Genomic DNA, 14,832 nt, shown 5'->3' on the forward strand with positions numbered 1-14,832 from the left:
TAGCAGAATTTCCATCGAATCAGTACAGGGAAAGTAATGAGAATAACTTCACGATTTTATTTGTTGGCAGCTTTTGTCAACAGAGACAGTTCCGACGGAACCCGGTTCAATTCGGAGTCGGATGGCGGGCCGCGTATACTAATCCTACGAGGCAGCCGACTGGAATTGCGAGCCACCATGTGAGTATGAATCCGACTGCGACAAAGAGGCCGGATAGTTCAAACGCATTCGTTATTGCGATACCGAACCCGACTGGCTCCGAACTCGCAATTTCCATCACGAAGACAACCGCCGCGATTGGTACAAACGCCACAAGGTACGTAGCCACAGCGCCGACGGCACCCTTCAAAGCACCACTAAATGCGGTCTGGGTCGGGACAAGCCGCCAGCCGACCACTCCGACGAGAAACGCCGATGGCACGGCAAAGGCCAGTCCAACCGTTGCAGAGTAGACGACCCAGTTGAACTCAAGCGTTGCAAAGTATGGTGACCAGCTGAGATCGAAGACCCCAGATTCAACGAACCAGACCGACATGATGTAGAGTGCCGATACAAGGGTGGCGCCGATTACTGCTGCATATCCTGCAGCTATGTCGCTACGATCAGTTGTGGGACCGTATCGGTTGAACACGGTCTGGAGGGAGTTTGAGTTCGGGGACTGCATAGGGTAATGTTAATTCACAGTCATTATATATCTTGTTGGTTCACTTTCAAGTGTACTGACCAGTCGGTTCTGACTCTTCGCGGTGAAAACAAGCTGCTCCAAAATTCAAATCCGGCGCATCGTCGTCACGACCTCCCGACCGGTCACCCGCCACTGACAGCCGTTCCAGACGGCCTCGATGCGCTCGAACCCACCATCACTCCGCGGATCAAACTCGACGCTCGCGAGCGTCGCCACCGACCACTTGCCGTGCTCGCCGACGTCGGGATCTAGGAGATCCACCCGGCCATTGGGACCAGCTTCCCCACCGAACTCGTAGCGGACTCGACGGCGGGTAGCGACGGCACAGTCCCGTGTGGCGCCTCGCACGAGGTCGTCGACGGGCGCGCCGACAGGTGGGCCACCGTCTCAGGCGGCGTGGTTAACCAACATCTTCGGGTGAAAGTGGCGGACCGTTGATTAAGAGCCACCATCACCGCACCATCCACGCCACGGTCGAGACTGTTGACAGTCCGATTGCGAGGACAAGTTGGACGCCGACCAAGACCTCGGCGCTGGGCTCGTACAACTTGGCGAGGCCAACGACTGCAAAGAGGATCTGTGCGACGACAACGGTCGTAATGGCGAGGATGGTAAGTTGGGCGCTGTTCATCGGCTGGCTCCTCGATGGCGGCGGGCGTTCGTTAGCATGGGTTTCGTGATGGCCCCGATTTCCCGCACCGACAGCGACACAAGCGACCGCTGCAAAGGGTCGTACGTCCGTCGGCTGCCGGGGCACCTCGGTGGCCGATGGGTGCTCCTAGTGTGTGCCAGCGATCTTGGTGGGTTGGTGGCACCCACTGATTTGACGCTCGCGAGTGAAAGCGATGGCTCTCGGCAGTGAAACTGTCGAGAACGAGTCTGTGCCGGGTAGCAGCCCGTATCTCGCGTAAACGTCTATCCAGTTCATGGGCCTCTTGGCTCAAGAAGGTTCGCAAACCGAGGTAAAACTCTACTGCTATTATTCCAAGACGACACTATGGGCCTGCAAAAAGCTTATTCTGCGTCGTCATGCCGTCTGATACGATGCCTGATATACTCGACACTGCACAAATTGAACTTGAAGAATGCTTTGAGCGCCTTGACGAATCCAAGCAGATCACTCCTCAAACTTGTGGTTATGTCGGTAGGGATGCTGAGTCGGCAGTCAGAACGCTGCAGATGAAGACGGTGAATGCTGCTCCCGGACTGAAAGCGCAGGCAGACGACATTGCCGAGCAGCTCCACGACCACGTTGATCATCTCGTAGCTGAAGGGCCGCTCAACTCCAATGATACCGATGCGCACTCAGAGGATATTGAGGAACTTCGTCGATTGATCAACGAGGCTAGAGACCTTGCGATGTCACTCCGAGATGACGACTTCGAGCTTGAAGAAATCCGAAACAGGACTACGATGAGCGAGCGGTTCGAGCAGATCGGGCGAGCCGCGTACGATCATCCGGAGTTGATGGAAGAACCGCTCGAAGAGCTGTTCCGCCGGGAACCCCATCTGGAGCCTCCTGTGGGCCGCCTTGAATAACGGACGAAGTCAACGGTAACTGTATGGGGGCACAGTTTCTCCCTCTCCTAACCAATGATTGCACATTTGATCTGTGAAACTCTGTCAGCTGTTGTATCCAAGTGAACACGCCGTGTTAGGTGTTGCTCTTCCAGACTGCGCTATCTCTTCTTTACTTTTTGAATGTCTGGTCCTTTCTACCCCTCTTCCTGATATCTTCTCATACACGTTCTGTTGCAGAATATGTGGGCACTGTTACGAGGAGAATCCAATCCTTCTCCGGGTGGGACTTTGTCGCCGCAATAATCACAAAATGCCATATAGTTTGTTCAGACTCCGAAGTTGTATAATTTCCTCTCTCACTGGGATCAAAAACTGACTGACCAACTTTGAAGAGCTATGCCAGTAGATATACCTCAGATCCGCCGCATCGTCGTCACGGCCTCCCGCCCAGTGACCCGCCACTGACAGCCGTCCCAGACAGCCTCAATGCGCTCAAACCCACCATCGCTCCGCAACTCGAACTCGATCTTCCGCTTGGGACCACGGACCGGTTCATACACGAAGCCCTTCGTGTCGGCGACAGACTGACCGCTCATGCTTCCACCATCCGAACAAGAGCGTCAAGTAGCGAACAGTCGGCGTTCGCCCTGCTATCTCACTCGCGCTCCGTGGCTAACCAACACTATCAGTCAAAAACGGTCGCTGTTGGTTAGCGGTGTAGAGTGGTTTCGGACTGGGTAGCGCAGAGAGGCGACGTATCGCACTGACCGTCGGTCTATCCGGTTTTTGTTACGAGCGGCGTGCAAGACTATAATTTACTGAACAGCCACAGGATTCGACAGTCGGAATCCCGCCGAACTGGTAGAGACTGGCCGCGACGAACGCCACCGAGAGCATGGCGGGCAGACTACGGATGTTCATGTAGTCGCTCACACGGTTCTGGTAGCTCATTCAGCATCACCGAACTGGCGACCCTCCCAGATATCGTACTCCTGTTCCTCATCGGCCTCGTTCGTGTACGTGCTCGTCTGTTCGGTGTGCTTGATACCGACCACGTCACCCTCGCCGAGGTCGTTGTCGTCGAGCGCGTTGTTGATCCGGTTGTTCGACCACATGGCGACCACATCGCTGATACCGCAGGCCAGTTCGATGACAGTAGTATCGTACTTGCCGCAGTTCGGCGAGAGGTCACGGATTTCACCGACGACCGATTCGCCGGCTTCCGGCTCAATCAACACCGAATCGTAGTCGTCGGTGCTGTTGTCGACCGGTTCGAGATCGTCGAAGGATAGCGTTTCCTGAGTTGCCATACACGACGAAAATTCGGGAGTGGATACTAGAAGGGGTCGGAGGCTCGGTGAAAGTGAAAATAGACACTAATGATTCAGAATTGTCCTGCAACCAAATTTTATAAACTTACTACATTTAAGCAGAGGCATTTATACTGTAAGCTAACAATTACGAGTTAAAAATTTCACTTCTAGTTATTGAAACAGAGCCCAATAGCTAAGTTTCACTCACTGATTTTAGGCACTACTCACCGTTATGCCGAATACATAGTTTTGTAGAAAGAGTCGGAAAACAATTAAGGCAATTCACAGTCTGAACACTTAATAAGGGAGTTCTCTCATCTAAGATGTCAAAGGTTACTTTGGAAACAGGTTTGGAGCAAGCGCTAATTAGTGCAGCAAATAATTCTGAAAATGCAACTCAATTTTTAGATCAGTATAAACAGACTAAGAGGCACCTTGAGAATGAAATGTATCCTTGGGTTCAATCAAATTGTAGCTGGTATACAGACCACGGTAGACAACATATTACCGCAGTCATGAATCAAGCCAGCCGACTATTAGAAAATGAACTAAGGGACCTTGACGAGGGGGATCTAAACGAATTAGATTTATTTATTCTTCTCACGGGCATCCTTTGGCATGACGTAGGGATGATTGTAAACCGATCTAAACATGAGCGAATATCAACCGAAGTGGCTTCCCGCTTCCGTGACATCGCGTTTCCATCTACCTCAATAAAAGCGACAGTGGACGATATTATCAAGGGTCACCGTCATCAAGCAGGATTAGATATTCCCAAAAAAAGTGCCACGTTCAATGTGGGGGGTGAAATTTATAAAATATATCCCAAGTCATTAGCCGGGATTTTGCGTTTTGCTGACGAGATATCAGAGACACAGGAACGGGTGTCAGGTGATACCTGGGTACGAGAAACTGTACCTGAAGAGAGTGAAATTTTCTGGCGTTACGCCGAAACAATTCAAGGATGCCATCCACACCTAAATGCTAAAGCTATAAATCTCAATATAGAAGTTGGCTTCGAGAAGGCTACCAAAATGTACCCCTGCCCGGGAAGTTTCGAAGAAAGAGGAAATGATGACGACGAAATATCTCTAATCGAATACATTATTTGTCGCCTTGAAAAATTAGTAAATGAACTATCATATTGCGAACGGTATTTCAATAGGTATGCCGAGGTCCGGGAGGCAAACGTAGAAATCACTATTCGTGATAGCTCAAATATCATTGTGAAAGAAATAAATGAAACCCTCGCTGCAGCAGGACTGACTACCAAAGGTAACTATCCGAACATCAATATATATGATGAATTTTTCGAAGAGTATTCAGAATGGAAACCCCATCAACTTCCAGATTCAGACGAGATTGACACGGCTGAATCTGGCTTACCACATGGGGGAAAATAAAAATGATAGATCTTGCAGAAAATCCATTTGCTGTACATAGCCCTGACGCACTGAAGGACGTTCCAGCTGAGCAGATTGTTGACCTCTTTATTGAAGAGCATACTCAGCTAGATAATGTTAAGGAGCAGAAACACACCTTTATTTGGGGCCCGAGAGGCTCTGGAAAGAGCTTTATGCTTAGATACTTAGAACCACAATGTAGATTCGTCGAGTATAATTCTCCTGACGATTTTTTTGATAGCGATAAACCATTTTTGGGTATCTATACTCCTTGCAAAAAAGGAGAGATTGACAAGACAGAACTTGATTTACTAAATGATCGTGCCTCACAGGTTATATCCGAACACCTTCTTAATTTGACAGTTGCAGAAGAGACCCTTTCAACTCTTTCCGGGCAATTTCCAAGTAGTTACTTTGACCATGATGAAAAGGTCAGGTTTTCACGTAGAATTCTAGATTTGTTCGATAGTGGTTCAATTACTGCTTCTCGGGAATATGCCTCAGATCGATATGACCAAGACGAAGAGCCTTTCAGGTGGTTAGAAGAGTTATTCATATCCGAAAAACGTCAAATATCCCACTATCTACAAGAACTGGCACTGAGTTCAGATGCGAAGTATACTGGCGCAACCAGCGGCTATCACGACTTTTTGCTTCCGCTAATGTCCAATGTTCAGCAGTTACTCGGCCGATCTGATGTTCCAGTGTACATTTTTATTGATGATGCTTTCCATCTATTTGAAGAACAACAAGAAGTCATAAACACATGGATTGCAAACCGAGATCAGAGTACCCTTTGTGTGAAGATTTCTTCAACTAGAGATAGGTATGAAACGTTTGAGACAACGGGTCGAGGGAGAATTGAAGAGACGCACGATTATAATAAGATAGATTTTGAGGAACTCTATACTGGTGAAGACAAGCAGTATTCAAAGAAGGTCCGAGATATTGTAGAAAAACGATTAGAAGTATCCGGTGTACCCACAACCGATATTGGAGAATTCCTGCCATATAGAGAGTTTGAACAAGAAAGGCTGGACGAAATTAAAGATGAATTAGAAGACGAATGGTTAGAGGAGGGAAAACCAGGTCGTCAATCTGATTATACCTCAAGGTATGCTAAGGCCCGCTTATTCCAAGAATTGGCCGCAGGAAAAACAGAAAAATTCTATTCCGGATTCGATGAGATTGTCCATATCTCTTCAGGTGTAGTTCGGAATTTCTTAGAGCCTTGCCAGTTGATGTTCAATGAAGTCAAGCGTGAAGGAGATAATGTTGATGATATAACACACATTCCGCCAAGAATTCAACATAAGGTTTTAAAACAGAATTCTGAGGACTTTCTGAAAGAAGCCCCTGAAAAAATCGCTAAAACTCTCCCTGAAGAGGATATGGGATACATCGAAGATTTAAAAACGTTGGTGCGATCTTTGGGAGAGTTGTTTTATCACCGGCTTCACGACCCTGACTCTCGCGAACCGCGAGTATTTTCATTTACTATCCGTGGTGATATCCCTAGTGATTCTGATTTGGATCGGGTCTTGGAATTGGGAGAGAGAATACGCTATTTCAAAGTAAAGACATATAGTACAAAGGAGGGTGGTGGTAGATCTGATTGGTATATACTCAATCGAAGATTAGCACCGATGTTCAAATTAGACCCAACCGGGTTTGAAGGTAGGATAACACTGACCCCAGAACTGCTCGAAATCGGTTGCAATGATAGTTCTGAATTTGTCAGACGACGGTTAGATATTGATGATAAGCAAGAGTCGTTGAATACATTTACGGAGGAAAAATGAGCAATCAGTTCATCGAATCCGAGCAACTTGGGTCAGAATTTACTGTTGGAAAGATTGACTCCAGCAAACCTGATGACCTTTATCTTACTAGTGCTGGCTTCGAGGAGCGAACGCTGACGGCAACTGAGTCTCTTGACTCAGAGTATGAGGCAGACTGGGGTATTGTTTATGTAAATAAGGAGTATTTCAAACGATCAAACAGTGAGGTGACCAAAACCCATCTAAACAAACAGAAAGAGAGTCTTCAGAAACATTGCGAAAACGTGGACGTATTGATGGGGAGCTGGTTAGAAGCGGATGAACAACTCTATACTCTGCGAGACGGATTTCAAGACTTCACAGGGCGAAATAGCTTAAATATCACAGTTGATGTGACTTCGTTCAACCGAGAGTCGCTCTTGGTAGCTTTCAATATTCTATATTCCCTGAGTAATAACGTTACTACTAGAGTCCTATATGTATCACCAGAAGAGCATGGTGAGTGGCTTACCAAGGGCCATCGACTAGTACGAAATGTGATTGGATTTGCTGGAATACAAAACTCAAGTAAGCCAACATTATTAATAATCTTATCGGGATTTGAGAAAGATCGAGCAGTTAGTACAATTGAAGAAATTGAACCCGGTAAAGTACTCATGGGGATTGGCAATCCACCCACCAAGGAAACCTTTCTTGAAGAGAATCTACAGAAGCAGGAGTTAGTTCTAAGCCAACAAGACACAGACAGATTTCGATTCTCTGCAGATAGTATAACTGATAGTAAAAAAGAAATTAAAAAGATTATTCAGAAATACACTGATGAATACAACCTCGTTTTGAGTCCTATGAGCACCAAATTATCTACTTTAGGGGCATGGGGCGCAGCTAGGGAATCGCGCGAAGTCCAAGTTGTCTATACTATTCCTGGTGAATATAATTTAAAAAATTACTCATCGGGTTCAGAAGCAATGTACATTGACTGGGTGAAATAGTGCCAACTGGGGAATAGGATAGTAAACAGTTTAAAGTATAACGCTGCGGAATGAAATTGGTAGATGCCGAAGACGGAACTCAAGAATGTTATCGACATTTTTTGTGGAGCAGGGGGACTGAGTGCAGGTTTTTCCAAAGCGGGATATAATATCATCACTGGTATTGACAATAATGAGAATTCTATTGAAACGTTTAGGGCTAATCATGATTGTGAGCCCATCGTGGGCGATATTCAGCGAGAGGGTGCAATCTCTGATATTAAAGACTCTGTTTCTCAGAATGGATCTAATATCGAGAATGTTGATTTAGTAATCGGGGGGCCACCGTGTAGAGGGTTTTCCATGGCGAATGTTCGGTCAGATTCTGCAGAACATCCTTTGAATGAACTACCAGCTCGATTCTTAGAGATAGTTCAAGAGATTAATCCTGAGGCTGTTCTAATAGAAAATGTTCCGAGATTGCTCACTATAGCGGATGGTAAGTTCAAAGAATCGATAATCGCACGTCTTGAAGAAATGGGGTACAGTACCACACATGGAGTTTTAGAAGCCGAAAAGTTTGGAGTCCCACAAAAAAGACGCCGCGTCTTTTTTATTGGTCATAAATCCGTTGAACCAGAATTACCTACTCAAGGCGAATTCAAATTCCAAATGCCTGTAACAGTTAAACAAGCGATATCAGATTTACCTGAACTACCAACTGGTGGCGGTGGAGAAATGAGAATGGAATATTCACCTAATAATTCTGGGATTAGCGAATATGTGGCGAAAATGCGTCGTAACGAAAAGAAGAGTATCGTTATGAACCACCGCACTACAAGGAATCAAGAGAAGACATACCGACGATTCAAGCATATTCCTCAAGGGGGTAATTGGAGAGACATTCCAGAAGATCTCATGAAGAATTATACAAATCGTCAGCAGACGCATGATCATATTTATCAACGATTAGATGAAGATGAGCCAGCAAAAACGGTAGCTAATTTCCGAAAGCAGATGATAGTTCATCCTACTCAGAATCGCTTACTTTCGGTACGGGAAGCAGCAAGGCTCCAATCATTCCCTGATGACTATCACTTTAAAGGCAGTAGCTTCAATGCTCGTCAACAGATGGTGGGCGATGCAGTCCCTGTGAATTTGGCATATTCCATTGGAAAGTCTCTTCAAAATTGCCATGCTACGAGTGAGATTTCATCTGTTTGAATTTCGAGTCTATGTCAAATAATTCTCGTTATTTTATTGGTTGATATGCAAACTGGTAGCCGACAAAGTGAATATTTTCTGTGATATTATATCTTTTATTTGCATTTATTTGATTGAAGGCAGTTGATACTTATTTTCCCTGTATTGAGCGATATTGTGTGCGGAGATTGTTCCTGTGAACTCATATCCACACCGGTTATGACCACACATCTACAATCGGTAAGGCACTCTCACAATCAACCTCGGGTAAATTATTGGTATCAACGACACAGTCCTCAGCCCCTTCAAGATTGCCTGAACTGTCGGCTACCTCTCTTTCCGGGAGGTCCCGATAGGCGTACGCACCGATGTAGTCGACAACGCTCCGGAATGTTATTTCGTCAGGAAGCGTTGAACGCACCTGCGGCTGTTCCACATCAGAAATCGCACGCTCTACGGCAGCGTCGAGATTGTGATGTTGTCCCACTGCCGACGTGCGAGATCATCGCGTATCTCGGATTCGCTCGTAGCTTGCACCGAGTCAAGCGAACACCACCGAACGGCTTCACGCACGTCAGGATTTTGGAGATGGTCGTTTGGTTCAATACCCTCCGTAATCGGTTTAGAGCAGGACCAGAACCGTCGGTTCGTCGCCCAGTACAGTGCGAGCTTCCACATCGCTGCTTTGTCGGCGTACGTCTCTCTGTCGTCGTCACCCTGCTTGAACGCCTCTGAGGCATTGAGCAGCGAGCCGAAGGTCGCACTCAGATACTTGCCGAGATACGCGCCAGCTGTCGACTCTTTCTCATAACTGTCGTCACCGAACTCGATCAGTTCGTGCGAGCGGGTTCGATCGCGTACCCACTCTTCACCGTGATCGTGGTCACCAAACCGATATCAATCGACAAAGCCCTCGTCGCTCTGGAATTCGGGTTCCAGCTCGTCAAGGTCGTCGCGGTACGTCAGCGGGTACACGTCGACGATCTCGCCCTAGCCGTAGTCGGCCCACTTTGCAGCTACCTCCGGTTTGTCGCAAAGCCACGGCATATCATCCCTATCACCCGTTGGTACATCGAAGAATAGGACATGGAGATGCGGATAGCCTTTCTCAGTGAACTCCAAGGCCTTGATGTAGTCCGGTCGGTCACGCGGTCGCCCAGTCACCTCGCTATCGATATCGTGCCGCCAACTAGGAACAGCGGAACGTCGAGTATTGTCTTTTGTCGAAGGATCTGAATCGAAGTACGACAGGAGTCGATTGAAGTTCTCGTTGATCGAATCAATTCCGTCGAGCAGCGAGTCCTGGCGCTTTGGGTCGGTCGTCAATGTGACCAGCACGGCGTTGTCAGGGTTCTCGTAACCGTATTCGAGTGCATCGTTAGACCGAGCGAGCTGCTTCGAGACGCGCCCTTGGTCATTGAAACGAGTTTTGTATCGCTTGGTCATCCGCTGTGTGGCCTCGCCACCGCGCCGGTCGACGAAGTGGACATCGAACAGGAGTTTGTAGTCTTTGATGCAATTGAGGTAGGATGTAAAACCGCCCTTCAGTAGCTCCCGTAGGTCATCGTCGACAGAATCGACCTTAGAGAGGTAGTTCCGGAGGAACTCTCTGTCGTACTTGATGCCCTCTCCATTGGCTGTTTGAGTAAGACCTTCTGTAATCACAGACAATAGAGACATTCACGTTGTAGCCATGATTCTCGCACTAATCAGATTCTGTGTTCTGAGAGAACTGTACTGTAGAGAGGTGTGCGGGAGGAATCAGATGCGCCGCATGGTCGTCACAACCTCCCTGCCAGTCACCCGCCACTGACAGCCGTTCCAGACGGCCTCGATACGCTCGAAGCTACCGTCCGATCGTGGTTCGAACTCAATCTTCCGCTTGGGACCGCACACCGGCTCGTACACGAAGCCTCTCGCGTCGACGACAGTCTCACTCATGCTTCCACCGCCCGAACAAAATCTCCAACCAGCGACCCACCGACATTCGGACCAGTCGCCCAGCCGCGCTCCGAGCGCGTGTACTCGCACCACTCAGAAAGCGTCTCGAAGGGCGTCGCTGCCAGCTCAACTGTCTCGGCGTCGCAATCAGCCGCCACAACAGCGACGGCGAACTCGTAGCTGTCCCAGTAATACGCTGCACCCTCGCCGTCGACGCCGAGAAACAGCGGTCGGCCTTGGGTCAGTAGTTCGCGGGCGGTACGTTCTTGTGGATTGGATTGCGTAGTTGCCATTGGTTCTTGTGGGAACCACGTGCCTCGGTGTTCCAATCACCGGGGCGATTTCGTGCGAAATCGACCAGCGGCGCGTGTGTTCCTGTACTTATCTTATGTTACGCCACCACCATAATACTTTTGCTGGCCGTAAAAGACAGTGATAGTAGAAGATGTCTCAGGGAAAACGCGAAGTTACCGACGCAGAGATTGTTGACGCGTTCGGAGAAATTTCCGGTCCGTTTGCCGCAGCATCCGAAATTGCAGAATTCTTCGGACATACCCGCCAGTGGGCACATAAGCGGCTCACACAACTTCACGAGCAGGACGTTGTAGAAAGAAAGAAGACTGGAGAACAAACTGTAGTCTGGTGGGTAGAAAATTAATTTCCGCGTGTCTCAGAAAGGTACTGTCTGCCTTCATCAGTAACCCAGTAGAAGCGTGAATTTCCGCCGGGATTCTTGCTATCGACGTATTCAGACGACTCCAGTTTCTGTAACTGCTGATGGCCCCACTGTCGGGTTTTGTCAAACTCATCTCCGACCTCACTTGCGGTAAAAGCGGGGTCAGGGGATTGGACCATGAAGAGAAGAATTTCACGAGGACTTGCAGCCGGATCTGGTCCACTAGGCACATCAAGCTACAATCCCGACTGGCGATTAAGTTATGCGGTGTTTTTCATTTACGGCCAGCAAAGGTTAAGTGCGGCCAGTGTAACAGTCTAAAACAGGCGACGCCGACTCGCACACATCGGCGTCCCGTCGACCCCATGACCACTCGCAAGCCCACCCATGAAGAGTCGCATCGCTCGCCAGCCTCGATTTCCGTTCATCCGGAATCCACCAGCCAGAGACACACGCAGGGAGGCCACCGATGACGACCTACCACGACCTCACGGGCTTCCAGCGCGATCTGCTCGAAGCCATCGCCGCCGTCGACGACGAGCCCTACGGCCTCGCGCTGAAAGACTATCTCGACGAGCGCTACGCCGACCCGATCAACCACAGCCGCCTCTACCAGAATCTCACACAACTCGCCGACCAGAACCTCGTCAACCGAAAAGAACTCGACGGCCGCACCAACGAATATACGCTGACTGGCACTGGCACTCAACTCCTCCAGCACCATGCCGACACGCTCGCCGGCCTGTGTGACCAGCCCCGGCCCGTCGTTGGAGGTGAGCAATCGTGATGACTCAGTGGTATCACGACAATATCAAACCGGTTTTATATTCTAGCCGGAGAGTAAAAGCCGGGCGACTGTGGGCACAGAGCGAGTCGCCCGGTTATTGTCAGAGGCACGCACGGGTTCTGGGTGCCGACTGCTCAGGTCGTGAGCAGATTCCCAGCGGAACGGGACGCGGGACCCGGGACCCATCTATGCACAACCCAATCCCTGTAAATAACTTTTTCGGGGCCTGTACATACGGTACCGTACCCGTATTCGTGAGCGGGACTCACCGCTCACGCTGTGGTCGATCTCCTCCCGTCAGCCGATCCCGCTACCAGTGTGGCCCGTCACCGAAAGATGGTGGACAGCCAAGGTGTGGGTGTGGGAGTGGCGTGTGCACCATCCGAAGTCGTCATCCACGACGACGGGTTCTGGACCCGGGCCAATCGATGAATTTGGGGGGATTCAAGAGGGAATGGAGCGGGGACCAGAACCCGACCGAACGATATGTGGTTGGTAAACAAAACATATGTGATACCGTTCCGCCGTCCATTGATTTACGGCCGAGTGGCTACCCGCTGACAACCCGTTTGTGCCACCGGGAGGTTGGTCGATGACGACCCAGCCCGCTGCCGGCGAGATTGTCGCCATCACGACCACCGACAGCGATCCCTCCCTGCTGGTCTGTGCTGTCGACGCCGAGCAGGTCACAGGCGTCTTGCTTGCCGACCTGTCGACCGAGACAATCCACCGACTGCGAGCGTCTGAGCCAGATACAGCCACGCGCCGGCAGGTGGCCACCGCCATCGAGCCCGCTGACGAGTGTCTGTCGTTCACCGTCCCACTGACAGACTACGCACGAGTCGAACGCAACAGCAGCAGTCCTGAGCCGTTCGCGGGAGAGAAGCAGTAGATGGCCCCGAAAACCACGGCTACGACTGAACGCGACACAGCGCCCACACAGCCTGACGAGCGGTGGCTCCGCGACATGATTGGTGACTACACCCACGACATCGGTAGCAAGCGTCCAGCGGTGATCGAGAGGTGACCCGCTACGGGATGCCCACCAGCGTCGCTCCTAGCCGGCGCTGAGGCTGGCAGGCGCTCAAGCGTCACTCCGGCTGCCACGAGACACCGTTGCCAGTCAGTAGTCCAGCGTCAGTCGACACCTCGATAGCCCGTGCTGTGGTCAGCACTACCCGGTTCGATTCCGGGCACGGGTCCTGTGGTCACGATGCCACGACAAACAAGCCCCGACGACAACGAGACTGACAGCACAGCCACCGACAAAGCCCTCGCCTACCACCTTGACATGGACCTCGGACAGGATGGCACTGATACCGACGACCTCCAGTCACTTGTCAGCGAACTCGGCGACGAAGTATCACCCCCCGTTTCGAGTGTTCTTGAGCTGTTGGTCGCGACTATTGACGACCTCCAAGCCCGCGTCGACGATCTCGAGGCCGACCTCGAACGGACCCACGACGTTGCGACGACAGCCGTTGGGACGGCCGCGGAAAACGAGAGCCGCCTCGACGACGTCGAAACCCAACAGGAGACCACCCACGATGTCGCTAAGAGTGCCATCGCCAAGGCCCAGCAACTCGAAGCCGACACCGACCAGCAAGAAGACGCCGAGCAGTTGCCCGAAGGCATCGAACCCAGCAGTTCGCCACTAGATTTCTTCGCGAACTGTCGGCAGTCGAAATTCAAGACGATGTTCGTCGAGCGGTCGAATCGACAGAACACCTATCGGGCCATTGCCATCGCCAAACGCTGGCCGGAGTTTGCCACGACGCGAACCGACGGCAGCGGCGTGTTCATGACCAGAGCCGATCTGCAAACGGCTTTGACTGCCGAACTCGGGAAAGAGCCCCACCGACAGACGATCAAGCGAGTCTGGGAGACACTCGTCGAATTGGGCGGCGATGATATCGTCGAGAAAACCCGACAAGTCGGGCGAGACCAGACGAAAACGGAAATCCTCGCGATGGATATGAAGGTCGCTGAAGGACTGCTCGAAAAACGCTACATCGGCCTCGATCTGTTAGAGAACAGCGACCACAAAGCCGCGACGGGTGGCGTCACACCCGTTGTGGTGGAGTCCTCGGCCTGACCCTGTGACGGACACCGACGAAGACGGGAATCGGCACTAAATCGACGCTGTCGGACGCGGTGGCACGTGCCCTGCCGCTGCCGACGCCACTGTTTGGTAGCTACAGGAACCGGGAGCGACCCCTTGGTTTCAGGAGTGTAGTGAGTGGTCGTAACACGAACGGAGCGACCAGAGCAGTTCGCTGGTTCACAACGGGTGTGACGGACAACCCTCCATGTTAGTGAGACGATAGGGTGATACCTATGCTAACCAACAACCGCGCGAATCCTCCTATTTTGTTGGTTAGCTCTTAGTGAACCCGTGGCGAGGCAGCCTGCATTTGCTGCTCGTCCTGTTCGGTCGGCAGGAAATCTTCACCCTTTCCGGGAACAACCCGCCCAATTAAAGCTACCAGTGAGGGACTAACCAGTCAGGACAGCAGTATACCATGCAATCTGTATTACTCGGTTTATAATA

General features: G+C 50.5%; 19 protein-coding genes. 10 read left to right on the forward strand and 9 right to left on the reverse strand.

Features of this window, described 5'->3' with window-relative positions:
* Positions 1 to 106: 106 nt before the first annotated feature.
* From C443_RS02880 to C443_RS02885, 3 genes are all read right to left on the reverse strand, one after another.
* Positions 107 to 664 (reverse strand): hypothetical protein, encoded by a 558-nt coding sequence (locus tag C443_RS02880; RefSeq protein ID WP_005533640.1) that lies wholly within the window; start codon positions 662 to 664, stop codon positions 107 to 109.
* A 105-nt stretch (positions 665 to 769) separates the two neighbouring features.
* A complete protein-coding gene (locus C443_RS21085) occupies positions 770 to 1,033 on the reverse strand; it encodes a hypothetical protein (RefSeq protein WP_005533642.1) in 264 nt (87 codons plus the stop codon).
* Between the two features lie 103 nt (positions 1,034 to 1,136).
* Positions 1,137 to 1,316, reverse strand: a complete 180-nt coding sequence (locus C443_RS02885) for a hypothetical protein (protein WP_049943861.1) — start codon at positions 1,314 to 1,316, stop codon at positions 1,137 to 1,139.
* Between the two features lie 413 nt (positions 1,317 to 1,729).
* On the opposite strand from C443_RS02885, the gene C443_RS02890 reads away from it, so the two are divergent.
* Positions 1,730 to 2,224: a hypothetical protein gene (locus tag C443_RS02890; protein WP_005533643.1), complete on the forward strand. Its 495-nt coding sequence runs from the start codon at positions 1,730 to 1,732 to the stop codon at positions 2,222 to 2,224.
* Between the two features lie 395 nt (positions 2,225 to 2,619).
* Here the strand turns inward: C443_RS02890 and C443_RS02895 are convergent, their stop codons facing one another.
* The 3 genes from C443_RS02895 to C443_RS02900 form a co-directional block, all read right to left on the reverse strand.
* Positions 2,620 to 2,802: a hypothetical protein gene (locus C443_RS02895; RefSeq protein ID WP_005533645.1), complete on the reverse strand. Its 183-nt coding sequence runs from the start codon at positions 2,800 to 2,802 to the stop codon at positions 2,620 to 2,622.
* Positions 2,803 to 2,995: 193 nt separating this feature from the next.
* Positions 2,996 to 3,157, reverse strand: coding sequence for a hypothetical protein (locus tag C443_RS21400; RefSeq protein ID WP_005533647.1), 162 nt, complete (start codon positions 3,155 to 3,157; stop codon positions 2,996 to 2,998).
* Positions 3,154 to 3,516 carry a hypothetical protein gene (locus tag C443_RS02900; RefSeq protein ID WP_005533649.1) on the reverse strand — a complete coding sequence of 121 codons (363 nt, stop codon included), beginning with the start codon at positions 3,514 to 3,516 and terminating at the stop codon, positions 3,154 to 3,156. Before C443_RS02900 ends, C443_RS21400 begins: the two co-directional genes overlap by 4 nt.
* A gap of 326 nt (positions 3,517 to 3,842) precedes the next feature.
* On the opposite strand from C443_RS02900, the gene C443_RS21095 reads away from it, so the two are divergent.
* The 4 genes from C443_RS21095 to C443_RS20665 all read left to right on the forward strand — a co-directional run bounded on the left by C443_RS21095 (position 3,843) and on the right by C443_RS20665 (position 8,898).
* A complete protein-coding gene (locus C443_RS21095; protein WP_152423005.1) occupies positions 3,843 to 4,922 on the forward strand; it encodes an HD domain-containing protein in 1,080 nt (359 codons plus the stop codon).
* Between the two features lie 2 nt (positions 4,923 to 4,924).
* The gene (locus C443_RS21100) at positions 4,925 to 6,724 is read left to right on the forward strand and encodes an ORC-CDC6 family AAA ATPase (protein WP_152423006.1); all 1,800 of its coding nucleotides are present in this window, start codon (positions 4,925 to 4,927) and stop codon (positions 6,722 to 6,724) included.
* Positions 6,721 to 7,695, forward strand: a complete 975-nt coding sequence (locus tag C443_RS02905) for a hypothetical protein (RefSeq protein WP_005533653.1) — start codon at positions 6,721 to 6,723, stop codon at positions 7,693 to 7,695. The genes C443_RS21100 and C443_RS02905 overlap by 4 nt, the downstream gene beginning before the upstream one ends.
* A gap of 63 nt (positions 7,696 to 7,758) precedes the next feature.
* Positions 7,759 to 8,898 carry a DNA cytosine methyltransferase gene (locus C443_RS20665; protein WP_005533654.1) on the forward strand — a complete coding sequence of 380 codons (1,140 nt, stop codon included), beginning with the start codon at positions 7,759 to 7,761 and terminating at the stop codon, positions 8,896 to 8,898.
* 969 nt (positions 8,899 to 9,867) lie between these two features.
* On the opposite strand, the gene C443_RS22050 is transcribed toward C443_RS20665, so the two are convergent.
* The 3 genes from C443_RS22050 to C443_RS02920 all read right to left on the reverse strand — a co-directional run bounded on the left by C443_RS22050 (position 9,868) and on the right by C443_RS02920 (position 11,111).
* A complete protein-coding gene (locus C443_RS22050) occupies positions 9,868 to 10,542 on the reverse strand; it encodes a hypothetical protein (RefSeq protein ID WP_318249586.1) in 675 nt (224 codons plus the stop codon).
* A gap of 96 nt (positions 10,543 to 10,638) precedes the next feature.
* The gene (locus tag C443_RS02915; protein ID WP_005533660.1) at positions 10,639 to 10,818 is read right to left on the reverse strand and encodes a hypothetical protein; all 180 of its coding nucleotides are present in this window, start codon (positions 10,816 to 10,818) and stop codon (positions 10,639 to 10,641) included.
* Complete coding sequence (locus C443_RS02920) at positions 10,815 to 11,111, reverse strand: hypothetical protein (protein WP_005533661.1); 297 nt, start codon at positions 11,109 to 11,111, stop codon at positions 10,815 to 10,817. Before C443_RS02920 ends, C443_RS02915 begins: the two co-directional genes overlap by 4 nt.
* A 152-nt stretch (positions 11,112 to 11,263) precedes the next feature.
* Between C443_RS02920 and C443_RS21105 the strand changes: the two genes are divergently transcribed.
* The 5 genes from C443_RS21105 (at position 11,264) to C443_RS02935 (ending at position 14,376) form a co-directional block, all read left to right on the forward strand.
* Positions 11,264 to 11,476, forward strand: coding sequence for a transcriptional regulator (locus C443_RS21105; protein ID WP_152423007.1), 213 nt, complete (start codon positions 11,264 to 11,266; stop codon positions 11,474 to 11,476).
* A gap of 487 nt (positions 11,477 to 11,963) precedes the next feature.
* Positions 11,964 to 12,281 carry a helix-turn-helix transcriptional regulator gene (locus C443_RS02925; RefSeq protein WP_005533663.1) on the forward strand — a complete coding sequence of 106 codons (318 nt, stop codon included), beginning with the start codon at positions 11,964 to 11,966 and terminating at the stop codon, positions 12,279 to 12,281.
* 592 nt (positions 12,282 to 12,873) lie between these two features.
* Entirely contained in the window at positions 12,874 to 13,173 is a 300-nt protein-coding gene (locus C443_RS02930; protein WP_005533665.1) for a hypothetical protein, read from the forward strand.
* Complete coding sequence (locus C443_RS22055) at positions 13,174 to 13,308, forward strand: hypothetical protein (RefSeq protein ID WP_318249588.1); 135 nt, start codon at positions 13,174 to 13,176, stop codon at positions 13,306 to 13,308.
* A 186-nt stretch (positions 13,309 to 13,494) separates the two neighbouring features.
* Positions 13,495 to 14,376 (forward strand): hypothetical protein, encoded by an 882-nt coding sequence (locus C443_RS02935; protein WP_005533667.1) that lies wholly within the window; start codon positions 13,495 to 13,497, stop codon positions 14,374 to 14,376.
* The last annotated feature ends 456 nt before the right edge of the window (positions 14,377 to 14,832 follow it).

Origin of the sequence: Haloarcula argentinensis DSM 12282 (genome assembly GCA_000336895.1) — an archaeon.
In the GTDB taxonomy this organism is placed as follows: Archaea; Halobacteriota; Halobacteria; order Halobacteriales; family Haloarculaceae; genus Haloarcula; species Haloarcula argentinensis.

Coding starts and splice junctions, on each gene's coding strand:
- C443_RS02880 (WP_005533640.1), bottom strand. CDS start 664: ATGCAGTCCCCGAACTCAAACTCCCTCCAGACCGTGTTCAACCGATAC.
- C443_RS02885 (WP_049943861.1), bottom strand. CDS start 1,316: ATGAACAGCGCCCAACTTACCATCCTCGCCATTACGACCGTTGTCGTC.
- C443_RS02890 (WP_005533643.1), top strand. CDS start 1,730: ATGCCTGATATACTCGACACTGCACAAATTGAACTTGAAGAATGCTTT.
- C443_RS02895 (WP_005533645.1), bottom strand. CDS start 2,802: ATGAGCGGTCAGTCTGTCGCCGACACGAAGGGCTTCGTGTATGAACCG.
- C443_RS21400 (WP_005533647.1), bottom strand. CDS start 3,157: ATGAGCTACCAGAACCGTGTGAGCGACTACATGAACATCCGTAGTCTG.
- C443_RS02900 (WP_005533649.1), bottom strand. CDS start 3,516: ATGGCAACTCAGGAAACGCTATCCTTCGACGATCTCGAACCGGTCGAC.
- C443_RS21095 (WP_152423005.1), top strand. CDS start 3,843: ATGTCAAAGGTTACTTTGGAAACAGGTTTGGAGCAAGCGCTAATTAGT.
- C443_RS21100 (WP_152423006.1), top strand. CDS start 4,925: ATGATAGATCTTGCAGAAAATCCATTTGCTGTACATAGCCCTGACGCA.
- C443_RS02905 (WP_005533653.1), top strand. CDS start 6,721: ATGAGCAATCAGTTCATCGAATCCGAGCAACTTGGGTCAGAATTTACT.
- C443_RS20665 (WP_005533654.1), top strand. CDS start 7,759: ATGCCGAAGACGGAACTCAAGAATGTTATCGACATTTTTTGTGGAGCA.
- C443_RS02915 (WP_005533660.1), bottom strand. CDS start 10,818: ATGAGTGAGACTGTCGTCGACGCGAGAGGCTTCGTGTACGAGCCGGTG.
- C443_RS02920 (WP_005533661.1), bottom strand. CDS start 11,111: ATGGCAACTACGCAATCCAATCCACAAGAACGTACCGCCCGCGAACTA.
- C443_RS21105 (WP_152423007.1), top strand. CDS start 11,264: ATGTCTCAGGGAAAACGCGAAGTTACCGACGCAGAGATTGTTGACGCG.
- C443_RS02925 (WP_005533663.1), top strand. CDS start 11,964: ATGACGACCTACCACGACCTCACGGGCTTCCAGCGCGATCTGCTCGAA.
- C443_RS02930 (WP_005533665.1), top strand. CDS start 12,874: ATGACGACCCAGCCCGCTGCCGGCGAGATTGTCGCCATCACGACCACC.
- C443_RS22055 (WP_318249588.1), top strand. CDS start 13,174: ATGGCCCCGAAAACCACGGCTACGACTGAACGCGACACAGCGCCCACA.
- C443_RS02935 (WP_005533667.1), top strand. CDS start 13,495: ATGCCACGACAAACAAGCCCCGACGACAACGAGACTGACAGCACAGCC.